This is a genomic window from Sphingomonadaceae bacterium OTU29LAMAA1 (genome assembly GCA_024072375.1).
Lineage (GTDB): Bacteria > Pseudomonadota > Alphaproteobacteria > Sphingomonadales > Sphingomonadaceae > Sphingomonas.
Window position 1 is genome coordinate 2,983,629 of record CP099617.1, and the last position, 21,880, is coordinate 3,005,508.

The 21,880-nt window shown below is 62.6% G+C and carries 15 protein-coding genes and 1 pseudogene; 6 read left to right on the forward strand and 10 right to left on the reverse strand.

The features are described 5' to 3' along the window. Positions 1-453 precede the first annotated feature (453 nt). From umuD to NF699_14555, 3 genes and pseudogenes are all read left to right on the forward strand, one after another. Positions 454-879 carry a translesion error-prone DNA polymerase V autoproteolytic subunit gene (gene umuD, locus NF699_14545; GenBank protein ID USU04252.1) on the forward strand — a complete coding sequence of 142 codons (426 nt, stop codon included), beginning with the start codon at positions 454-456 and terminating at the stop codon, positions 877-879. Beyond that, positions 876-1,872 (forward strand): annotated as a pseudogene (locus tag NF699_14550) (Y-family DNA polymerase). The gene umuD and the pseudogene NF699_14550 overlap by 4 nt, the downstream one beginning before the upstream one ends. A gap of 117 nt (positions 1,873-1,989) precedes the next feature. Beyond that, on the forward strand, positions 1,990-2,142 hold the full coding sequence (locus NF699_14555) for a DUF4113 domain-containing protein (GenBank protein ID USU07110.1): 153 nt from the start codon (positions 1,990-1,992) through the stop codon (positions 2,140-2,142). 214 nt (positions 2,143-2,356) lie between these two features. On the opposite strand, the gene NF699_14560 is transcribed toward NF699_14555, so the two are convergent. Next, complete coding sequence (locus tag NF699_14560; protein USU04253.1) at positions 2,357-3,688, reverse strand: M28 family peptidase; 1,332 nt, start codon at positions 3,686-3,688, stop codon at positions 2,357-2,359. Between the two features lie 395 nt (positions 3,689-4,083). Here NF699_14560 and NF699_14565 point away from each other — a divergent pair, with 395 nt between their 5' ends. Further along, positions 4,084-4,800, forward strand: a complete 717-nt coding sequence (locus NF699_14565; protein ID USU04254.1) for an IS6 family transposase — start codon at positions 4,084-4,086, stop codon at positions 4,798-4,800. 865 nt (positions 4,801-5,665) lie between these two features. On the opposite strand, the gene NF699_14570 is transcribed toward NF699_14565, so the two are convergent. After that, complete coding sequence (locus NF699_14570; GenBank protein USU04255.1) at positions 5,666-5,944, reverse strand: hypothetical protein; 279 nt, start codon at positions 5,942-5,944, stop codon at positions 5,666-5,668. A gap of 482 nt (positions 5,945-6,426) precedes the next feature. After that, on the reverse strand, positions 6,427-7,350 hold the full coding sequence (locus NF699_14575) for a hypothetical protein (GenBank protein USU04256.1): 924 nt from the start codon (positions 7,348-7,350) through the stop codon (positions 6,427-6,429). Positions 7,351-7,702: 352 nt separating this feature from the next. Between NF699_14575 and NF699_14580 the strand changes: the two genes are divergently transcribed. Beyond that, positions 7,703-8,272 carry a hypothetical protein gene (locus NF699_14580; GenBank protein USU04257.1) on the forward strand — a complete coding sequence of 190 codons (570 nt, stop codon included), beginning with the start codon at positions 7,703-7,705 and terminating at the stop codon, positions 8,270-8,272. A 193-nt stretch (positions 8,273-8,465) separates the two neighbouring features. On the opposite strand, the gene NF699_14585 is transcribed toward NF699_14580, so the two are convergent. From NF699_14585 to NF699_14595, 3 genes are all read right to left on the reverse strand, one after another. Then, positions 8,466-9,245: a LuxR C-terminal-related transcriptional regulator gene (locus NF699_14585; protein ID USU04258.1), complete on the reverse strand. Its 780-nt coding sequence runs from the start codon at positions 9,243-9,245 to the stop codon at positions 8,466-8,468. Between the two features lie 539 nt (positions 9,246-9,784). Continuing rightward, entirely contained in the window at positions 9,785-12,238 is a 2,454-nt protein-coding gene (locus NF699_14590) for an AAA family ATPase (GenBank protein USU04259.1), read from the reverse strand. Continuing rightward, the gene (locus NF699_14595) at positions 12,235-12,441 is read right to left on the reverse strand and encodes a hypothetical protein (GenBank protein USU04260.1); all 207 of its coding nucleotides are present in this window, start codon (positions 12,439-12,441) and stop codon (positions 12,235-12,237) included. The genes NF699_14590 and NF699_14595 overlap by 4 nt, the downstream gene beginning before the upstream one ends. Positions 12,442-12,608: 167 nt before the next feature. On the opposite strand from NF699_14595, the gene NF699_14600 reads away from it, so the two are divergent. After that, a complete protein-coding gene (locus NF699_14600; GenBank protein USU07111.1) occupies positions 12,609-16,364 on the forward strand; it encodes an SIR2 family protein in 3,756 nt (1,251 codons plus the stop codon). Between the two features lie 340 nt (positions 16,365-16,704). Here the strand turns inward: NF699_14600 and NF699_14605 are convergent, their stop codons facing one another. The 4 genes from NF699_14605 to NF699_14620 all read right to left on the reverse strand — a co-directional run bounded on the left by NF699_14605 (position 16,705) and on the right by NF699_14620 (position 21,877). Further along, the gene (locus tag NF699_14605) at positions 16,705-18,258 is read right to left on the reverse strand and encodes a serine/threonine protein kinase (protein ID USU04261.1); all 1,554 of its coding nucleotides are present in this window, start codon (positions 18,256-18,258) and stop codon (positions 16,705-16,707) included. 263 nt (positions 18,259-18,521) lie between these two features. Next, on the reverse strand, positions 18,522-19,187 hold the full coding sequence (locus NF699_14610; GenBank protein USU04262.1) for a dihydrofolate reductase family protein: 666 nt from the start codon (positions 19,185-19,187) through the stop codon (positions 18,522-18,524). Positions 19,188-19,355: 168 nt separating this feature from the next. Further along, a complete protein-coding gene (locus NF699_14615) occupies positions 19,356-20,378 on the reverse strand; it encodes a LacI family DNA-binding transcriptional regulator (protein ID USU04263.1) in 1,023 nt (340 codons plus the stop codon). Positions 20,379-20,473: 95 nt separating this feature from the next. Then, complete coding sequence (locus tag NF699_14620; GenBank protein ID USU04264.1) at positions 20,474-21,877, reverse strand: glycosyl hydrolase family 28 protein; 1,404 nt, start codon at positions 21,875-21,877, stop codon at positions 20,474-20,476. Between the last annotated feature and the right edge of the window lie 3 nt (positions 21,878-21,880).

Here is a 21,880-nt window from a genome sequence, read left to right on the forward strand (position 1 = left end):
TCGTTCTCGACCCTGGGCATCCCTATCCCGGAAGCGCCGCATACGCGTCATGGAGCGCTAAAGCCTTAGCGTCGATCATGCCGCTATCCGAAATTGTATTCCGAGTGCGGCATGCTCGGCCCTCTCCGACGCTACCGTGAACTGATCCGCGCGGTGCGAACGATCACGGCCGTCGAAAGCAAGATTGAAGATACCAGCCCTCCGATCGCCAGCAGGCCGGATGAGCTGATCGCCACGTCCGCCCGGAGCGCCGATCGTGGGCCGATCTTCAGCTTTATGCGGGCGCGATGCCGATGTTCATGACGTGAGCGAGCGGTGTGATCCTCGAGGTGCATGGCCGTTCAAACGCTGATCGCCTGACCCTGTTCAGCGTCCTGCGACGAAGCGCATCAGATTACCTGTTCCTCTTTCGTTCTGACGAGCGTTACAATACGGGCGACCAAGGGAATCGAGATGAACACGCTGCGGCTGCACGAAATACCGTACGAACTGGTGCCGCGCGAGGTGCCGTTCTTCCTGTGCCGCACGCCTGCAGGCTTCCCGTCGCCCGCACAGGACGACATGGAAGAGCCGATCGACCTTGGCGCCTGGCTGGTCGAGCACCCGGCCGCCAGCTACATCATGAGGGTCGATGGTCAGTCGATGGCCGGTGCCGGGATCAACGATGGTGACCTGATTGTCGTGAATCGCGCGAAGACGCCGCGCTCCGGCGCCATCGTGGTGGCGCTGGTCCACGGCGACCGAACGCTGAAGCGGCTGCGGCACATGGACGGCCGTCACTGGCTCATACCCGAGGCAGAGGGCTATTCGCACATCCTTGTCGACGAGCATGTCGAGATCTGGGGCGTCGTGGTCGGCGTCGCCCGCAAAATGGCGTGACCACGCCGATCGCGCTGATCGACTGCAACAACTACTACGTCTCCTGCGAGCGGGCGTTCGACGCCAGCCTCGTCGGCGTACCGGTGATCGTCCTGTCCAACAACGACGGCTGTGCCATAGCTCGATCGGCGGAGGCGAAGGCGCTCGGCATCAAGATGGGTGACGATCCATCACCTGCGCGACAAGGTGCGACAGCACCGCATCCGTGTCCTGTCGTCCAACTACACCCTGTACGGCGACATGCAGCGTCGGGTGATCGCCGCCTGCGAGGCCTTCGCCCGCGACTTCGAGATATATTCGATCGACGAGACCTTCCTCGATCTCGCCGGCTTCGAAGACCGCGATCTGGTCGCCCACGCACACGAGATGCGGGATCAGGTGCGGCAGTGGACGACGATCCCGACCTGCGTGGGCATCGCCGATACCAAAACGCTGGCGAAGCTCGCCAATGCCGCCGCCAAGAAGAACTCAGCCTTCAATGGGGTGGCTGATCTACGGGACGATGGGGTGCGGTCCGACGTGATGCACGCCTTCCCCGTCGAGGACGTATGGGGCGTCGGCGGTGCCACGGCACGCAAGCTGGCGGACCTCGGCATCACCACGGCCGGGACGCTCCGGGACATGCCGATGAAGCAGGCTCGTGCGGTCGGCACGGTTGTGCTGGAACGTCTCGTCGCCGAACTGCGCGGTGTTCCTTCCGCTGCCGTCGAGATGGTGGCACCCCAGCGCAAGGGCATGGCGGTGACGCGATCCTTCGGGACGCCCGTGACCACGTTCGACGGGCTGATGGGTGCGCTCAGCCAATACGCCTTGCGCGCCGGCGAGAAGCTGCGGCAGCACGGCCTTGTCGCGGCCAGGCTGACGGCCTTCTTCCACACCAACCGTCACAAGCCAGACCGTCCGCAATACGCCGGATCACGAACGGTGACCCTGCACCCGATGACGAATGACAGCCTTGAACTGATCGCCGCCGCCCGTCGTGGCGCGGAACGGGCGTGGCGAGACGGTTACGCGTACACGAAAGCGGGCATCATGCTGGATGACCTTGTCGCCGCCGACATGCGGCTGCGGACATTGTTCGAGGACGACACCGGCAAGCGTGACCGGCTGATGAGCGCGCTGGACGAGATCAACGGTAGGTTCGGCAAGTGGACCGCGGTGACGGCATCGCAGGGGTTCCGACGCGAATGGAAGCTGCGGTCGGAGATGCGGTCGCCAGCGTGGACGACCAGCATCGCCGAGGTGCCGACCGTCAGGGCCTAAGCTGAACCGCGGCCGTCCCCGATGTTCACCGCCGATGCAATGCGATGGTGCGATGAAGGGGAATGGCCCGCCGCCCCATCAGGAACCGCGCACGACGCCCCAGCGATGTTCCCCGGCAGCGACAGCCGCGGACGCAGACAACCGAATCCTGGTGGCAACGCATCAAGCGATGGTGGCGAGTAATCCGGATCGGGTTCTAGCGCCACATCGCGAGCTATTCCTTCGGCCGACCGTCCTTGGTCCAGCGCGGAGTGAAGCGGCTGTCCGCGAGCCAGCGGATCGGCTTCATCAGCGACTCGATCGCTCGAACCATGAAGACGCTGTCGACGCGATCAGGCGTGTCCTGGGGCGTATGATAGGTGGCCACTTCGCCGAAGCCGGAGACGGTGTGGGCAACGACGCCGCGCAGTGCGAGCGCGTAATTGTCCGAGCGTCGGAAATAGTTCTGCTCGGGATAGGGATCGGCGTCGACCAACGCCCCGTGCGCGCGAAGCTCCTTGCCCAGATCCGATCGTTCATAGCCGGTCATCATCAACCGGTCAGATGCCAGCTTGGGTACGCGCGCACCCAGCATCTCGAACTCGATGTTGGCGGCGATCTGGTTCAGCGGCACCGGAGGATGGTCCCCGAACCAGCGCGAACCGAAGCCACCCTTCTCCTCCGACCCATAGGCAACGAACAGGATGCCGCGCCTCGGTTGCTTCCCCGCTGCCATCGCCCGCGCGATCTCCAGCAGTGCGACCGTCCCGGACGCATCGTCGTTCGCCCCCGGCCAGATCGTACCATCGGACCCGACGCCGAGATGATCGAGGTGCGCTGATAGCAGCAGCACGCCTGCGGTAGGGTCTCTACCGGGCAGATAGGCGACTGCGTTGTTCGTGGTGTCATGTGCGAGTGTGAAGGGGACGGACAACATCGCGTCCGCGCCATCGCGAAGCAGGCGCTGCATCGTTTCCGGTCCGACCGCGACCGTCGAATTGCGGCCCGCCGGAACTTCGTTGGGGAAAGACATCGGTAGACTGGGGCGCCCCCCGCTCGCCTCTGTTGTGCGACGTGTTCCCTTGTCCGCGGCTACCACCGTCACGTTCGCGCCGATCTCAGTGCGCGCCTTGGCGATGTCGGCGTTGGAAGCGGTACCGGCGGTGACCACCAGCACGCCCGCCTTGGTCCCAGGCGCTATGCGACCGAGCACCGCCACCTTTCCACCCCACACTCCGCCGGTGCCGCGGAGCAGCGTCACGTCTTGTGCCGGCGTGCCATCAATCAGCAGTTCCGCGGGCGCTGCCAGCACCTGTCGCAGCACTGGAATGCGTTGCAGATAGCCGTTCATGCCGGGCGCGGTCTTCAGGCCATACCCTTGCATCTGGGCGGCGACGTACGCAGCGGCCACCGCTTCGTCCGGCGTTGCGCTGCCCCGGCCACGCAGATCCGGTCCGGCAAGAAAGTCCAGATGCGCGCGGACGCGAACCGGATCGACGTCGCTGCGCGCCAGCGCAGGCGCGCCCATCAATGCCAACGCTGCCGCCAGCATGAACGTCCGTATCATCGGTGCAATCCCCCCCTATTTCGTTCTGCGCCGGTTATGCGCGGGCCGGCTCGGCGTGTCATCGTGGAAGCTAGAATCGCCAAGCTCAAGATGGCCAAGAACAGCGCCCGCCGGCGAAGCGAAGGGCAGCGGTGTGACACGGCGATTCGACGGCTAGATAGCTCGCTCGTGTCCAATGGACACATACCGCCTTGCGGCAGGTTATGACGGCATGCCAACGGACCCTTGCCTGCGCGCCGCCTATGATGCGGGAATGAAGGTGGGAAACACGACGGCCGGCTTGCCAGCAGAATGCCCCTTCCATAGCGGCGAGGGACTGGCCGAGCGGTTTGCCTGGCTCCGTCAAACCAAATGCACCAGGTGCCCTGATGCGCTGAACGGAGTAGGGCGGGGGCATGCCCCGCGCCCGCAAGCCAGCCTCGCCGTTTCGCTATTTCAACTCCTCGCCGGAGGTGATCCGGCTGGTGGTGCTGATGTACGTGCGCTTTCCGCTGAGCTTGCGGAACGTGGAGGATCTGCTGTTCGAGCGCGGGATCGACATCTGCCACGAGACGGTCAGGCTGTGGTGGAACAGGTTCGGTCCGCTGTTCGCAGGCGACATTCGCCGTCAGCGGGTCAGCCGCATGCGGGGGTTCCGCCACTGGCGCTGGCATCTGGACGAGATGTACGTGAAGCTGAACGGCGAGATGGTCTACCTGTGGCGAGCGGTCGACCATGAAGGTGAGGTGTTGGAAAGCTACGTCACCAAAACGCGGGACAAGGCTGCCGCGCTTACTTTCATGAAGAAGGCGCTCAAGCGGCACGGTTCACCCGACGGCATCACGACTGATGGCTTGCGCAGCTACGGCGCAGCGATGAACGAGCTGGGCAGTCGCGAGAAGCAGGAGGTGGGGCGCTGGGCCAATAATCGGGTGGAGAACTCGCACCTGCCGTTCCGACGACGAGAGCGAGCGATGCTCAGGTTCAGACAGATGAAGACGCTGCAGAAGTTCGCCTCTGTTCACGCCAACGTCCACAACCACTTCAGCCTGGAACGCCACCTCATCGATCGACAGACCTACCGGGAACGACGCGCCGCCGCACTGGCGGAGTGGCAGATGCTCGCCAGCTAAGCTGCGACCTCAAAGACCCGGGTGCATCGTCTGGAGAGTAGTTCGCATTAGACTGACAGCACCTTCGCGGGTTGTCAGGGACAATCTCCCCAAGGGGTTCCACTCAGGGACATCCCTGAACCTCCTCCTTGAGATGTACGTCGCGGAGGACAGCGCCCGGTACCTGCAACTTCCAGAGCTTGGTACAGTCGATCAGATGCACCCGAGGATTGTCGAACGCTGGATAGCAGCACTTGTCGAGGAAGGACTCGTCTGCGTCCGGATCGACCACGCCGCCCTGACGAGCACGGGCCACGAGATGGTTACACGGCTTCTTCAGGAGCTTTTCACAGCCCAGCGAGCACTGGATCAATGAGCCCGGGGGTATAGATCGTGATAGCGCGAAATCGCGGCAGCGACGTGCGCGGCAATAACCGCATCGCATCGATCTGCTTCGGCGAGCGCGGCAGTCAGGGCTGAAAGCAACTGCGCCTCGTTGCAGTCCTTCGTGTGCGGCTGTTCCATTCGGCCGAAATAACTTCCACACCTCGTTTCGCAAGTGTCACTTTCATGAACGGCGGATGACGATCCAGTCCGGTCGAGCTTCACGATCGCTGACGAAAGCGCACAGCTAGAGGAGCTGAGTGTCTGCCTGTCGTCGGAAGCAGTCATCCAACGAAGCTATACGCGTAGATTCTTTGGCGGGTTTACCGTGAGAATGCCCGATGATCCGTGACTGTCTTCAAGCACACGCAAGCGTATGGAAGTGCCGTCTGTTCTTACTCCGACAACTACGGGGTGGTTTATCAAAATTCGATAGCCGGCTTGTTTTGCATTCAGAGCATATTGATCCCTGAATGTCTTCGCGCTTTGAGGGCTTGCTAGCTCATATGTTGCCGGTTGGCCGGGCGATCTCGGCATTACGATGATGTCCATGTTTACCAACCTGGTTCCCGCCGGTGGCTTCACTCCAGCGAGAGGCGGAGCTTCCGTTGACGGCCGGATAACCGGCTTTTGGGAGGCTGCGACTACGGTGCCCTGTAGGGATGAACCGAATATCAAAGCTGCCAGCGCAAGTGATGTCATCATTGAGTACTTTCTCGAAGAGATCGCGCAAACCGGTCGCGGGCGGACCTTTGTTGAAGACGCGCTGAAAGACAACCACGGGGGGGGTGGCTGTGGCGGGAGGACTAGGGTCCTTTGCGGTCGAGCGCATCCGCGATGCGCCAGATACCGATGGCGATGATCGCCAGCACTGTCAGTTGGAGCCACGATACCGTCTCAGCCACTAGGCTCTCCTGACCGTGCAAGCGGCACGCATCGGGCCGCACTACGGCATTGTGCCTTGTAAACTGAACGTCTGCAATTGCGCCCAATTGAAGACGCTGGTTGGATCGTTCACCTTGGTGCCAGTACCAGCTACAAGGCGATCAATAATGAGCTATCAGACGGACCGTCGAGGCCGGACGCGAGCTATCGCCGTCTACCTAGCCCTTCTTTCAATCGGCGCCGCGCTGGGCTTGCTCGTCAGGTTCGGCGTAATCACCAATCACGTCTTCTGGTAGCGCCGGCCACCATTCGAGAACATGCCTTCTACAATGGGGCATGGCGCGGGATTTGGGACGGTAATTCTTACTGCCTCGCCGGCTAGTGCCAGATCTTCGCGATCAAGCGTTCACCATCAGGATCATACGCTGACAACTCGGCTCGAGTAAATGGATAGAAGTCGTTGCGGCTAAAGTATGCCTCAGTGAGTTCTGCAAAGTATTCAGCGGCATTAACGCGGGCGTAGGCGTCGATAGTCGAGCCATCATGGCGCTTGACGTTTTTATAGCCGATCTTCTGCATAGCATTTTGGTAAACGGATTGGATTTCGTCACGATCTTTTTGAGGGAGTCGCAGGTAGTAGGCGTGGGCCAATTCGTGGAGGATAGCGCCCGGCTGAACTCTAGACGAACCGATGAAGAGGCTTGCGTCTGACACCTCTACTCCGTTTAGCAATTCAACCGTTCGACCATGTGCAATCAGCCAATAAGGGTCGTGATGGTACATCTCGCTAGGACCGGCGTGTTCATGAAGAAATATCGGCGTTTGACGAACGCATGCCGCGGCGGCGGGTGGCAATGAGCGATCCACATCACCCAGCATCTTGCCTATGATCGATAGCGCAGCCTTTGCAGGGTTGGCGTCAGGATCGAGGGCCTGATCAATGAACACCTGCCAACCGGGATGGACGCTGACGGCGCGATAGCGGCTTGTGCCAACATACGTGCCAGCAGGGCGCTCGCTGATCCGAACAACGGCGACGCAGCGCCCCTCGGCGTTCGTCAGCTCGAAAACATGGCCAGGGAAAGTATTCACCGACTTGAGCGCGCCAGGCTCAATAACGCCTTGATCGACGCGCTTTCCCTGGTTGTCGATCCAAAACAGCTTCAAAGCGAACCGCTCGCCGTTCTGGAATACGTGCGGGAGCGTGGTCGAATCGGCCTGTCCGGCTTCAGATGAGCTTGGATGACCGCAAGTTGGTGAGAGCGGCGCGAGGACAGAAAGAAGAAGCGCTACAGCCTGCATCACAGAATTCTCCACTGGCTGCTGCCACTGTGCGCTACCAATTACGGCCGTTTAGCGACCGATGGATGGCCGCTGCGGAGTGAATGACGCCCCACGTTCAGAGGAGCCATGATAAACGCAGCGCACTGACAATTTTTGGCGAAACGTGGGGCAATGACGCGGTAAGGGACGGGGCCATCTTTGCCGCTGTTATGTCCGGCATCGGGTGGAAAGCCGACGTGTGACACTGGGGCAAACGCGCCAGTCTAACGTTCCCTCGCGACGGAAGCAGACGAAGCAGCCAAGTTTGGTTGCGTTGCACATTGACCGCGGTGGCGTATCGTCAGGGCGATACGGCCGAAAGGAAAACCATTTGGAAAACTCTGATTTGGAAGGCCGGATTGCGCGCCTTGAACGAAGATGCCGGGCAGCCTTCATCGTTGCGGTAGTCGGCGCGTCATCTGCGATCTTGGCGATTGGCGGCGCGGCAGGATCGCGGGCGATTGCGGAGGTGTCGGCACCGTTGGTTCCGAGAACCTCAGACGTTCTGACTGTCCGCGAACTCAACATTGTTGATGGCAACGGCGTCACCCGCGTCAAGATTGGCGCGCCGCTCGCTCATGCGATCGTCAACGGCCAGCAGAACCGAACAAGGGGCGGCCGCCCCGAAGATACGATGTCGGGAGTGCTGCTTTTCGACGCTGAAGGTGTGGAGCGGAGTGGATATGCCACAGTGGATCATGGATATTCGAACGTATTGCTAACATTAGACGAGAAGAACAAGCAGCACGCAATGTTTATCGCCGAACCAACCGGAGCAACAACACTTCGCCTCTTTAATGCCGATACGAAGGACCGCGTCGATATTGCCATCGATAAAGACGGTCCATCCATCTCTATGATCCATCGGGGAAAGACAATTTTCCGCGTTCCGGAAACGTAATAGGGCTGCACGCTGATCAAGCATATCCGCTTGTGGGCGTTTGAAGACATACGCATCTAAAATTTACTTAGCAGCAAGGCGTTCGCGTGTTGAGGTGCGAGCTGAGGATAGGCGCGACTCCGAAGCGTGAAGGAGGGGAAATTGATGATCTGCTTCTTATGGAAGGAGCAGATCATCTTCAGCGGGCATCTTATCAGTGGCCGGATGCCCTGACCCCCTGCGGCGCAAGAATGCCGCCAGCCATCCTGCCCTGAGAGTCAAGGGCTGCTGACATTAGCACTTTACCGTTAGCGAACGTCAGATCGTAGGCGTCATCACCCATCGGACCTTTGTTGCGGAAGGTGATCGACTTCAGCTCGCCCATCGACTTGAACATGGGGTGGGTCATCGGGAGGTCGCGTCGGACAACCTCAGCGAATTGAGGGGCGAGTTTATTGTAATCCGGAGCACCACTTGCCAAGCCGGCAACGAGGCGCCGTAAAGCGGCTTCGGTGTCAGGAGTCGGTGCGGGCTCCGACGCCGTCGACACTGGCCTTGTCTGATCCTGAAAGGTGGAAGGCGAGGAAGCCAGCGTCAAAGCTGCTGCGAATATCAAGCTCATAAGGATCACTCCTGCGACTACCCGGGTTAAGCCGATCCGCTTGATCCACGACATCTCATGACGTGGGGCGGCATCGGTGCCGCCTTGATCAGGTTGCGCGTTCTCTGGCGAAAGGTCCGACGGACCAGGTCCCAAGCGATGGGACCGATCTACCATCTCCACCAACTTCGCAGCTTCAAGGGACGATGATAGACCGAGCTTTGCGCGTGCCATCTTCAACCGCTTCTCCACCGCATGGGCGGAGATGCCCAGATCGATTGCCATCTGCTTCGCCGTCTGATGTTCCAAACAGCGCCTCAAGCATTCCCGTTCGGCGGGTGTGATGCGCTTGATCGCGGCCAGCGTGGTCTCATTGATTACGTCCGTCGTCATAGCCGGCACCGTAGCGCAGAAACATCCAGCACCAACTTCCGTTGTGTAGTACCCAACTGGTACCCTACCGAATTCGGGGTTCCACGGACTTGAACGCTGCCTCTTTGTTAGCAGTTCTGCGTTTATGTATTGAGGCGTCACAGACGGAGAGCGCGGGGCGCAAGATGGGCGACTGCGGACTGGCTGCTATTCTCCTCGATAGCGCCCGGTCGGGTGTCGGGTGATCGGGGCGGCTCGGGAGTCTCTGAACGGCATGACTTGGTGGGGAGCAGTCTGTCCGCTTTCCGGCAGCCAGATGACGTAAGCGAACGTTCGTTCATGAAGCTCGCAACGGCAGCTACGCGCCCCACCATTTGCCATTCGAACCGGTGTTGCGCGGCCCTGAAAGCGGCCGTTCGGTACGCTAGGGTTGGTATGGCCGAATCTAGGACGAAAGTCGTCGAGGCCAAAGGTCAGCCTGCGCCACAAGCCGTGGTTTACCGATCAGCCACAGCGGTTTCATCGACGAGGCGCGGGATGCTCGAACGATATCCCAAGGATTACTTCGCCACTAGATTCAGGTTCAGCTCACCGCACCGACACCGGACGCTGCCCTTGGGACCACGCTCAGGCGTGACCGAATACATCTGCTCGCAAGTAGAGCACTCAAAAGAAGAGACGAGCGCGCGGAAGGCCGTGACGACGGGAGCAAAGTCGCCTTTGCCGAGGTCCGCCCAAGAGTTGTAGTGCACGCTGGTGTTGACCTGCCATTGATCGACGTTCGTCGCATGCTTGGCCGCCGTGAAATCTGCCTCGCGCGCGACGATGGCCGCGACGATCTCACTCTGCCCCCACGAGTTCGCAACGTCCTTCGCCTTCTTAAGCAGCTTCCCAAACTCGCCGATCGCCGCGGGCATCGTGTCGCCGAGCATGAACTGGGCGTCACCCCTAAACTCCACCTGCGCGCGCAGCCGATGACAGGCCTCCGCCGCGTAATATTCCAGGAAACGCCGCAGCATGCCGGCGGCCTTGCTGACCTGGTTGAGGACGAGATGGGCGTCGATCTCCTCCCACACCGATGCGTTTGTCCATTCCGTTGGTCCGGTCTCCACCGTCCAAGTCCGGAAGTGAGCCAACCCCTTCGACTTGATGATGCCCTCGGCCCGCATGTGCCGCAGCCACACGTCGTCGTGCGTCGTGAAGATGAATTGCGTATCCGGAAACCGGTCTTTGAGCAGCGTGCAGACCTCGCGGCGGTGGCCCTTGTCGACCGACATGAGCACGTCGTCCAGCACCGCGAACGTGAAACCGGCGCCTAGCAGATGCTTCATCAACGAGAGATACAGGCACAGCCCCATCCCGTCCTGGTGACCCTCGCTGTGATAGGCGCCGGGCGGGAACTTGCCCCTTCCGTAGAAGTCGACGTCAAACGCCAACTTGCCCATGGAGGGGAGCAGGGCGGCAGTGAAGCCGGACTCGTCGTCGCTGTTGATGACGCGGTAGCACTCTGCGAACTCGTCCTGTACCTCCTCGTAGATCCTCTCCAGCGCCTTCGTCGTCGTGTCGCCGAAAATTTTGAATGCCTTGGCAGAGCGCTCCGCCCTCGCCCTGCCGACGGCGAGCGCCTGACGCGACCTGCGGAACTGATCGAGCCGCTCCTGCCCGACCGTAAGGAAGTCGCGGGCCGCGTCCTGCATGCTGGGTTCCGGCAGGGCCGCCACCGCCGCGGACACCATCCCGATCACCGGGTCCAGATCAGGCACGCTGCCGGCGACGCCCAGCACCGCCACTGTGTCCTCGATCGGGAGTAACGCCTCCAGCTGCCGATAGCGACCCAGTAGCACCTGCTTGAAGTCGCCCAGCGCCTTCAGGTCCAATGGCGGCGCGAATCCCTGTGAGTCCGTGATCGTGGCGGCGATCGCCGTCCCGGCCTCCCGGATCAGGTCCAGGATGGGAGCTATGCGCTCCTGAATCCCGCGCTTCCGCGCAGAGATAGCCGCGAGGTTGGACAGCTTGCCGCGAAGGTGGGCGACGAAGCCCTCCTCGTCGAACGCCTTGTCGCACACCGGGCAGTGCTCGCCGTCATAGAGATCGAGCGCCGCCGTGAGCAGCCCCTCTTCCTTCACGCCGCTCACCGACGACGGATCGGCGGCCAACTCCGTCAGCGATGCCGCGATCGCCGCGCACTCCGCGGAAACCGTCGAGTCGGTCAGGGCCGCGAGCGCCGCCTGCAGCGCGGCAATGTTCTCGACGACTTGGGCCTTGATGACGCGCGGTCGGGCGCCACCCGTCCCGGTGGTCGCGAGCCCATCGACGAGCGACGTGGTGGCGAGCAGGTCGTCGAGCGGACCGAGCCCCAGTATCGCCCGCCTGGGGTTGACTGCATCGAGTATCGCGGCCTTGCTGGCCTGGGTCAGCCCGAGCGCGGTCCTGAGGAGCTGGGTCGCCTCGGCCTCCGACCGTTCAAGCGGATTCAGCTCCCTCGCATAGGCGTTCGCGATCTTCTGCAGCACCACCCGTAGCTTCTCGACGTCGCCAAGCTGGAGAAGGGCCTGGACCTCCTTGGCGCGATCGCCCGGCTCAGAAAGCACGAACCGTATGAGCTCGCGTCTCGACAGCACGAACTCGGGATGCGCTTTCACCTGTTCGAAGACCGCAACGACGTCGGGATCGGCCGGTGTGATCGTTGGCGCGTTAAGACTCTTCACCGACCGGTGGATGGATGCCTTCTTGCCGTTCAGCGAAGGAATGGTGACGTTGATCGTGACAGTCGCGAGGTCGGGCTTGTTCTGCGAGTCCACGTGCGGACCGTGCTGCTTTACCGAAAGGTTGCCGGTGCCTCGACCCGACAGGCGGGAGATGTTCCCGGTGAGTCCGAACTCGATCGCGTCGACAATCCCGCTCTTGCCCGTCCCATTCGGGCCGCAGGCGGCAAAGTTCTCGCCGTTGAGCGTCAGCGTCAGGTCGCGGATGCCGCGGAACTCGCGGATCGAGATCTGCTGGATGCGGATCATTGCGTATCCGGGAATAGGGTGCTTCGCACAGCCGGCTCAGCGAACACACCGTCGACCAGCACGAGCTTTCTGAGCTGATCCGCACACTCGACGAAGTCGTCGACCTGCGCGAGCTCGTCGAAGAAGGAGGACAGGACCGCCCGGGCGACGGTCGTCACGCGAATCTGCTCATCCCCGCCTTCAGGCTGTTCCGAAAGCTCCAACCTGTTTCACTCCCCAACCGCCCTGCTGGCATGTCCGTAAGATTCATCTGCGGAATGTAGCTTCGAAATGCCTGATCAACCAAGCGACTTGAGATCCAACCGATTGGCGACCGCTGATAGATGTGCATCCCCCTTGATGGCGGCGGACTGGCAGGCGATGCTACGTGATGCGGTTTCATGAAGATGGCCCAGACATCCCGGATTCGTTGATCGGGGCGCGCGAGCTGGGCGAGGTTGTCTTCTTCTGCGGCGCGGGCGTGTCCGCGCCAGCCGGTCTTCCTGACTTCAACGGGCTGGCTGACGACCTGCTCTTTGAGCTGACGGCGCAGGAATCTAAGGAGGCGCGGGAGGCGGGCGAGACGCTCGACCGCGTGTTCACGGCGATGGTCAAGGAGTTTGGCCGCGTCGCGGTCGACCGCGAAATCACGCGCGCTCTCCGCACGCCGCGCAAGGCCGATCTGCGCTTCCACGAGGCGATCATTGCTCTCTCCCAGGGCGCCGATGGCGCGGCCAAGATCGTAACCACAAACTTCGACCTGCTCTTCGAGCGGGCCGAGCGTCGGCTCCGCCGCTACGTGCCGCCCGCGCTGCCTGACCTGGTGCAGGCGCAACCTATTGACGGCGTGGTCTACCTCCATGGACGCCTCAACGCAGCGCAGGGGGCAAGCTCGGGCTACGTCATCAGCAGCGCCGACTTCGGCCGTGCCTATCTCGCGGAGGGCTGGGCATCGCGCTTCGTACGGGAGCTGCGTGAGCGTTACACGATCGTGCTGCTGGGTTACTCGGCCAACGACCCGCCAATGCGGTACCTTCTAGAGGGCCTGAACAGTCGCGAGGGACCGGAGCGGTCGCCGATCTATGCGTTTGCCACCGAGGGGAGCTCCGCCAGTGACGAGGCATGGCGCGACAAGGGCGTGACGACCATCCCCTACGCGCCGCGCGACCGGGCCCACGGAGGACTGTGGGACACATTGTTCGCATGGGCCGAGGTCGCGGGCGACCGCGAGGCATGGCAGGCGCGTCTGTTGGCGCTCGCCCAGCGCCCACCGGCAGAACTCAGGCCGTTTGAACGAGGGCAGGTCGTTCATCTCGTTGGGTCCAAGGGGGGCGCCGCGGCTTTCGCCTCGGCGGATCCTCCGCCGCCAGCCGAGTGGCTATGCGTGCTTGATGCCAGCCGCCGCTATGCGGAACCAAGTCGGCGGCGATGGGACGACAGCGAGGATGTGGATCCGCTTGACGTGTTTGGTCTGGACGGCGACCCGCCGCGACCTGCGGCGCAGGTCGGCGGTGGTATCGTGCCGCCCGGCGAGGATCCGTTGCGGTGGCGCCCGGGTGACGAGCAGTGGTCGGAGCGGCAGCGCGTCTCGGGCTACCATGCGGAGTGGTCGAGCCAGCTGCCGTCCCGGCTGTATCATCTGGCGCGATGGATCGGGTTAGTCCTGGACCAGCCCGCCGCGGTCTGGTGGGCAGGATACAACCGCCTGCCCCATCCCGGTCTGATGCGTGAGATCGACGCGCGGCTCGACCGTGCGAAGGATCTGCCGGAGCCGGTCGTGCACTTCTGGCGCCGCTATCTCGAAGCCGCCCGCGCGCGTCAGAATGACGTCCACGACTTCAGGCTTTACCAGGCAGCCGACCGACTTGCATCCGAGGGTTGGAGCACTTCGGTGTTGCGCGAGATTGAGCGCGCTCTCGATCCGATTTTTGAGATATCGAGCGCGACGCTCGCGTCGCCGGTCCCGCCGTCCGGCGGATGGGACGTGGTCAGGCTCCGCGACCTTGTCGGGATCAAGGTAACGGTGACGCGCTGGCCCGATGCCAAGCTGGTGCCGCCGCCCGAGGCTTTGCCGCGTCTCGTCGCGATCGTCCGGCGGACCCTAGTGGACATGGCCGAGATGGCGGAAGAGGGGACGCCGTCGTTCCGCCGGACGCCGACGCTCCACCACTCCGGCGACGCGGGCGAATCCCACGGTCACGGGCGGCGGGACGAGCTGTTCCATCGGTTCAGGAAGCTATTCGACTTTCTCTTCGTGCAGAGCCGGGCGCTCGCCCTGCGGGAGGTCGACAACTGGAACAGCAACGACCCCACCTACTTCGCAAAGATGTTCCTGTATGCGGCTTGGCTCCCAGGGTTGCTCGACCCGGACGTGGTGGCGGAGCGGATCTTGGCGATGCCGGCCGAGGTCTTCTGGGACCCCGAGAGCGCGCGGGAGATGCTCTTCGCACTTCGGGCGAAGTGGTCGCGATTCGGGGCGGGGCAGCGTCGCTCGATAGAGCGACGCATCGCGGCCGGTCCGCCGACCTACGAGGGCGAACCGGGCAAGCAGTATCGGGCGCGACGCGGCGCCCGCGCGGCATCCTGGCTGCGATGGCTCGAGCTGAACGGTCGCACGCTCTCGCCGGCCGGGTCGGCGCGACTCGAGAGCCTGAAGTCCGCGGACCCGCGCTGGTCCGACAGCTGGGCGGCTCACGCTGACGACAGTATGAGCAGCTATGGCGGTGTCATCCACCGCGCCACGGAGCCGCAGGGCCTCGAGAAGGTGCCGGTCTCAGCGTTGCTGACGCTGGCCGGGAGCTTGACCTCCGACGATCACCGCCAGCTCGTCGACCACCGCCCGTTCGACGGTGTAGTGGAAGTCGCCCCGCTGCGGGCGTTGTCGGCCTTGCGACTCGTCGCTCGTCGAGGTGAGCACCCGATGCGGTTTTGGCGAAGCCTCGCATCGAACTGGCCGAAGGAGGCGGATCCGCGGCTGAGCCTGCTGATGGCCCACTCGCTCGCTCGCGTGCCCGATCCTGTCTTCCTGGACTTGAGGTACGACGTCGCGAACTGGGCGTCCAAGTTCGCCGAGGGCTTGATCCGGCATGACCGGCAAACCGGCCTTGCTGCTTTTGATGCCATCGTCGTGCGCTATTTGGAGGCACCCGCACACGCGCTTGAGAGTTCGGTAGGCACAGCCTCGGTCGGCGGCGTTTTAAAGGTCGAGTCCAAATTCTCGATCATGAAGGCGATCAATTCGCCGGGTGGCGACCTGGCCCAGGTAATGATGACCCTGCTGAACGAGCCGAGGCGGCGGAGGGCGATGCCCGCATACGTCGGCTCACGGCTCGACGTGTTGCTCAGGCTGCCGGGCGACGGCGCTGGTCACGCCGCCGCTGTGATCGCTCGGCAGTTCCGATGGCTCGAGTATTGGTATCCGGGTTGGGTCGACCACCTCGTTCCGCTCTTCGACCCAGGCCATCCATTGTCCGAGGCCATGTGGCACGGTCTGTCTGGGGATCAGCACCTTCTAAGCGACGCGGTGGGCATCATGCTCAAACCCGCTATGCTCAGGGTCATAGCCGGGGACGCGCCATGGGCACTGGACAAAGAGGCTCGCGTGCAGCTGATCCAGCAGGTCACGAATCTGACCTACCCGCGCGGCGTCCAGGCGGCCATCTTCTATCCCGAGGCGCGGCGCGTCCTCATGGCGGTCGACGATCACGAACGAGCGGAAGCGGTCTCAATGCTCGCCCGTTCGATGTCAGGTGAGGGGATGTGGGCGGCCTTCGTCAGGCCTTTCGTGCTCCATGCCTGGCCAAGGCAGCTCCGATATCAGGGCGAGGCGAGCTCGCGCGCCTTCGTGTCGATGGTCGAGGCGGCGGGCGACCGGTTCGAGGAGGTGCTGGATCTAGTCGAGGACTATCTCCGGCCCGTCGCACACCTCGACACCTTCGCCCTCCGCATGAAGAAGCACGACGAGGACGGTAAAAATTACAGCGGGCGCTTCCCGGCGGCGACGCTGCGTATGCTGGACAAGCTGGTCGGCACCGATCGGCAGACCGCCCCCTGGAACCTCGGCGAGTTGCTGGAGACGATCGCCGAGGCCGCCCCGGCGCTTAGGCAAAGCGATCCATGGCGCCGCTTGAAGGCACTGACGCAGTAACGGCGCAATGACGCATTCTTTTCTGCACTTCCTGCAGAGTTGTTCGTGGTCCGCAGTCGTTCCTGTGCGATGCTTCGCCGAGCTACGTCTGTTTTGCTTACTATCGTTTTGGAAAGCAGTCAGACCGCTGACGGCCCAGTAGCTGCCATCCTTGCATCCGGCGGGCCGAACGGCTGAAAGTGGGCCGCCGGTGGCCATTCCGTTTTCGGATGCAGATGCCGGTATAGCGGACGTTGGGCTCGGTCCCTCACGACGATGTCGCAGCAGAGCTAAACGCCGCGCGCGCTTCCGCAAGCTGCCTTACTCTCGCCTCGCTCAATCACCTTTATGCGAACCGCGATCATTCTTCGGCATCGTCATCGTCCTCAGCATCTGCACGTCCTGAGTTGCGGTGCTGCGCCTCGGCCAATTGCGCTGCAATTCGGGGCGATCCTTGGTGCATTTTGACGTATTTCGTCATCTCGCTGACCGTACGCTCGGGAGTGTATCTCTTGCTCTTAGCAAGCACCTCGAGCGCAGGCATGAAGCGCTCGATATCGTCGCCCGCATCGTCAATGATCGCCTGCATGTCGTCGTTGCGGCCTGGATAGGGCTTCATAAACGCGGCGGCGAGCAAATCGAGCGACCACGTCACGGGCGGCCCAATCTTATGTAGCACGGTACCAAGATCGAGATGTTCGCCGAGGCTCCCAATATAGAAGAACCGGGCCAGCCATGTCAGGCGGTCCTTGTCGCTGCTCAAAGTTACCTCCTGCATAATCAGGGGGCGAATGTCACGATCGCGCCACCCGATGCTCGCGTAGGATAGCGATCGCGCCTGATCGGCATCACTGAAATAGTGGTTGGCAATATCGGGTAACAGCGGCCGCAGGTCGCTATCGTCGAGCCGGCCTAGCAGTGTAATTGCAAGGTCAACGTGTTCAGCGCCGAGCGCGAGCGCGAGGGCCCAATAGTATTCGGTCGCTATCACAATGCCGTCATCGAGAACTAATCGCGCATACTCCGCGAGTTCGTCAGACGACAGCGCCGGCAGGTCACGGAAGGTCGCCGACGAGGAACCCGATGCCCGCTTGAGGGACAAGGTTCGCTGCGGCCTGACTTCGAAGCGCGTGACCGCAGCTTCGAACCGCTCAAGCAACGCCGGAACGCTCGCGATACGGTCGCGCTTGTGTTCAGCAATAGCCCCTTCGATCACAACGTTGAATTCATCAAGGGCTGCATGCTCACGCTTGCCCGGTAATGCAAATTCCCGGGTTCTCAGCCTCTCTCTGACGAGCGTCTTTCCGGTCAGAAGCCAGTACAGAATCTTCCCGAGCGAGTAGACGTCCATCAGGAAGTCAGCCTCCTCGTCTCGTCCCGCCTCGGCCTCGGGCGCCATGTAGTAACGCGGCCCGACGGCCTCCCAATCCGGGGTGATGCGGGCCATGTCTTCGAGCAGGCAAAGACCTAGATCTCCTACCCTCGCGTCGCCGCCGGTCATCATGATGACATTATCGGGTTTTAGGTCCCGGTGAATTACCCCCTCGTCGTGGAGTGCTGCGACGCCGCTGCAGATCTGTCGAAACAGGCGGATAGCCCGTTCGATCGGATAGACACCTTCCGGTGCGCATTTTTCGAGCGATCCGATGCCTAGGCCCATGACGAACCACGAGGGCGAGTCGCTTGGGTCGGCGTCGATCAACGTCACAATGTTCGGGTGACCCTCGAGTTTGCGCAGCGCGAAGATCTCGCGCGTGAAGCGTTCGACGCGCTTCTGGTTTTTAAGCCTCTTCAGCGCATATTCGCCGTGATGTTCGCCAAGACTGTCCGTGACAGTGAAGATGTCCGCCTGGCCGCCACCATCGAAACTTTCTTGCACCTGCCAACGGCCGAACGCCTTTGGTTTCTTCGCCAAATATCCCCCCTCTCCGAGTCCATACTGCGCACCGAAATAACGATGAGTTCGACAATAACTACCCAAGTCGTGCTCTCGGCTTCACGTAAACGAATGACGGTTTTTGGGATTAGTGACTGCCCGCTCGAATGTCCGGGATCGGGGCGCCTAGCGGCCGTGTGAGGTCGAGATGAATGAGAGTCCGTTTCGGGGAGCGGGAAGGGCGGTCCGAATGGCCGACTTTGGGTCGTCTGCGACCAGCACGTGCAGCGCTGATCTGACGACTACCAAGTCTCTTCCTTTATTCGGCGCTGGCGTTCGGTTTCCGCTGCGCTGGTGACTGGATGAGGATGGCCGACCGTCGGAATTTGACCAGCCGGTGCCCAACGCGTGACGATCACGCCCTTCGTGCCGAGTTGCTGGTCGAGAAGACGCAACGCGCCCGGCGGGGTGCCGTCGCCGAACAGGCGCTTGCCGGTCCCGAGCACGACCGGAAAAGTCATAAGCACCAGCTCGTCGATCAGCCCGGCAGCGAGAAGCGGCGGGTAGAGCGTCGACGATCCTTGGATCAGCAAGTCGGGGCCGTCGCTTTCCTTCAGCGCTCCGACAGCAGCTATGTTGCTCAGGCGGTGGCTGTTGGCCCAGTCGAGTGGCTGGTCGCCATGCGTCACGACATGCTTTTCAGCGGCGGTCAGTGCCTCGCCCATGCCAGCCATGTTGCCGTCCACAAAAGGCCAGTACGCCGCGAAAATGTCGTAAGTCCGCCGCCCGAGCAGTAGCGCATAAGGAGGGTCGAACAATCCGCCCAACACCGGATCGATAACATCGTCCCCAATGCCGAACACCCAGCCGCCCTGATCAAACCGGCCGGTCGTGTCCTCGGTCGGTCCCCCGGGCGCCTGCATCACACCATCGAGTGATAAGAACGCCGCGCCGGTCAGCTTACGCATCGATCATTCCTCCGGTGCATATCTTGCCGATCACCATTCTTTACCGAAACACATCGAGCAGCAAGCGAGCGATCCAAGCTTAGGCGCACCTAAATGGACGGCGGGCTTCAAGAAGCCATTTACCGCAGCCGAATGTCTGCAATTGGGCCCACAGGCCAGTGAGTGGCATCAATGATCGCCGAGCGTTAGCGCGGTATCTGACTGCCTGGTGATTAGCGTCGGCTCGATCAGCTGCACATCCGTCGGTGCCTCGGAGCCAAGCTGTGCCAGCAGCTTGTTCGACGCCAAACATCCCATGTCGCGGATCGGCAAGCGTACGGACGTCAGGTTCGGCCAGACGCGTCCTGCCATCGGCAAGTCGTCGAAGCCAATTACAGACAGGTCGCGAGGCAGGTCGAGTGCACGCTCGCGTGCCGCCTGCATGATGCCGATCGCCATGTCATCGTTGAGCGCGAATACGCCGGTGGGCGGGTGCGGCAGGTCGAGCAGGCGATGACCGGCTGTAACGCCGGATTCGAAGGTGTACCCGCCCTCGATGTCGTAATCCTCGCCGACCATGATGTCGTGTTCGGCCAGAGCCGCCAGGAACGCCTGTCCGCGCTCGCGCGACGAGCGATAGCTGGTTGGCCCTCTCACCAGCGCGATGCTGGTATGTCCCAGCCCGAAGAGGCGTTCTGCCGCCTGACGCGCACCGAGATGGTCGTTGCTGACCACCATGACCGCGGGATCATCCAGCGCGGTACAGGCGATGCGGACATAAGGGCAGCCGGTCTCCCGCAGCAGGGCAATGAGCCGCTCGTCTTCGGACAGGGGAGGGGGCAGGATCACGCCGTCGAGCCGCTGGCGTTCGATGAAGCTCCGCACGTCGCCCAACAGGCTCTCGGCATCCCGGCGGCAGGGATGGACGACAAGTTCCATGCCGGCGGGGCGCAGGACGTCGAGGATGCCGAGCTGCATGTTGACGACGTAGGTCGGGCTGGGATTTTCGTATATGAGGCCCACGAGGAACGACCGGCCGAGGGCAAGGCTGCGCGCCTGCGGATTGGGGCTGAAGTGCAGTTCAGCGATGGCGCGGTTGACCCGCTCGATCATCACTGGCTTGACGCTCGGTTCGCGATTGATGACGCGGGATACCGTCTTCTTCGACACGTGAGCCTTTTCGGCGACGTCGTTGATCGTTGCGCGCCGCATGACCGGGGGTCGGCGCGTCTCGTCCTCTGCCACAGCTGCCGTATCCCTTCGTTGACTCCCTCTTAGCGCGTCTGCGTGTGCATCGCCAAACGCTGTCAGTTCGGCGCACCGGACTCCATGCCCAACTGGTACGGCGTAGTCGGGGCCGCGACCGGCGTCGGACGGGCGGGGGGGACGAGCTTCACGGCCTGATCGAGGCCGCGACCGGTGACATTCTCGGCAGCGATCTTGGGCCCCGAAAATACGTTGACGTTGATGCTCGCGATCTCGACTCCCCGCATATTGGCGAGGGTGATGCCGTGGCCGGCGGTGCCGGTGACGTCGCGCAAGGTGAAGCCGTCGAGCGGCTTGTCAGGGTGGATGTTCACCGCCTCCACCAAGATGGGTACGTCCTTCACGCGGATTCGCTCGAAGGTGAAATTACGGACCGTCGGGATGCCGGCGAGACCGGGGACGGGAAACTGGTCCTGCTTGCCACTGTCCAGGAAGTTGAGGCGCAGGAAGCCGTAGCCGGCACCGCTGACATCAAGATCGCGCATCGTGATGTCCTCGATGAACGCGCCGCGACCGGGGCGGCTTTTCAGATAGATCGTAAAGGTGTGGGCGAGGAGGAAGCGGCAGCGTTCTACCAGCACGCGGCGGATGCCACCCGAGGTCTCGCTACCGATGCCGATACAGGCCCAGCGATGGTCGCGGAACACGCTGTCGGTGATCGTCACATCCTCGGTCGGACGCCCGATCGTCGTGCCCTCCATGCCCCGCCCCGATTTCAGCGAGATGCAATCATCGACGGTGTCGAAGTCGCAGCGGTCGATGTGCACGCGCCGGCAGGAATCCACGTCGATGCCATCGGCACGGCCTTTCAGCGTCACGCCGCGAAAGATCACGTCGTCGCAGTAGACCGGGTGTACAGCCCACATGTCGTTCTGTTCGCCGGTGACGTCGGTAATGCTCAATCCGCGGACATCGGTGAATTCGAGCAGGGCGGGATGGCGCAGCCCGGTCTTGGCGACGCGCCCCGGTATCGCATCCGATGCGATGATACGCCCCTTGCCGGCGATGCCGACGTTGCGCGCGTCATTCGCCCAGAGCAGCGCGATGTAACCGGGTACGAAGCGCCCTTCCCAGCGGACCTGTACGACCGGATAGTCCGACAGGTCGGGCGATCCGAGCAGGGTCGCATCCGCCTCGATCCGCAGCACGGTGTTCGATCCGATGCGCAACGCTCCGGTAAGGTAGCGGCCGCCGGCGACTACGACCTCACCGCCGCCCATCACCGCGCAGCGATCGAGCGCCTGTTGCAATGCGGCCGTATCCTTGGTCGCGCCATCACCCTTGGCGCCCAGCGTTCGCGGATCGATCCGCAGCCCCGTAGCAGGGGGTGCGAAGGGAGCAGGCAAGGCCGGCGCTTTGCCCGGCGCGGCCGCCTCGATCCGGGTGGCGATGGCGGCGGCACCGAGGCCGACGGCAGCGATGAAGGTGCGGCGGTCTGTTGTCATGGC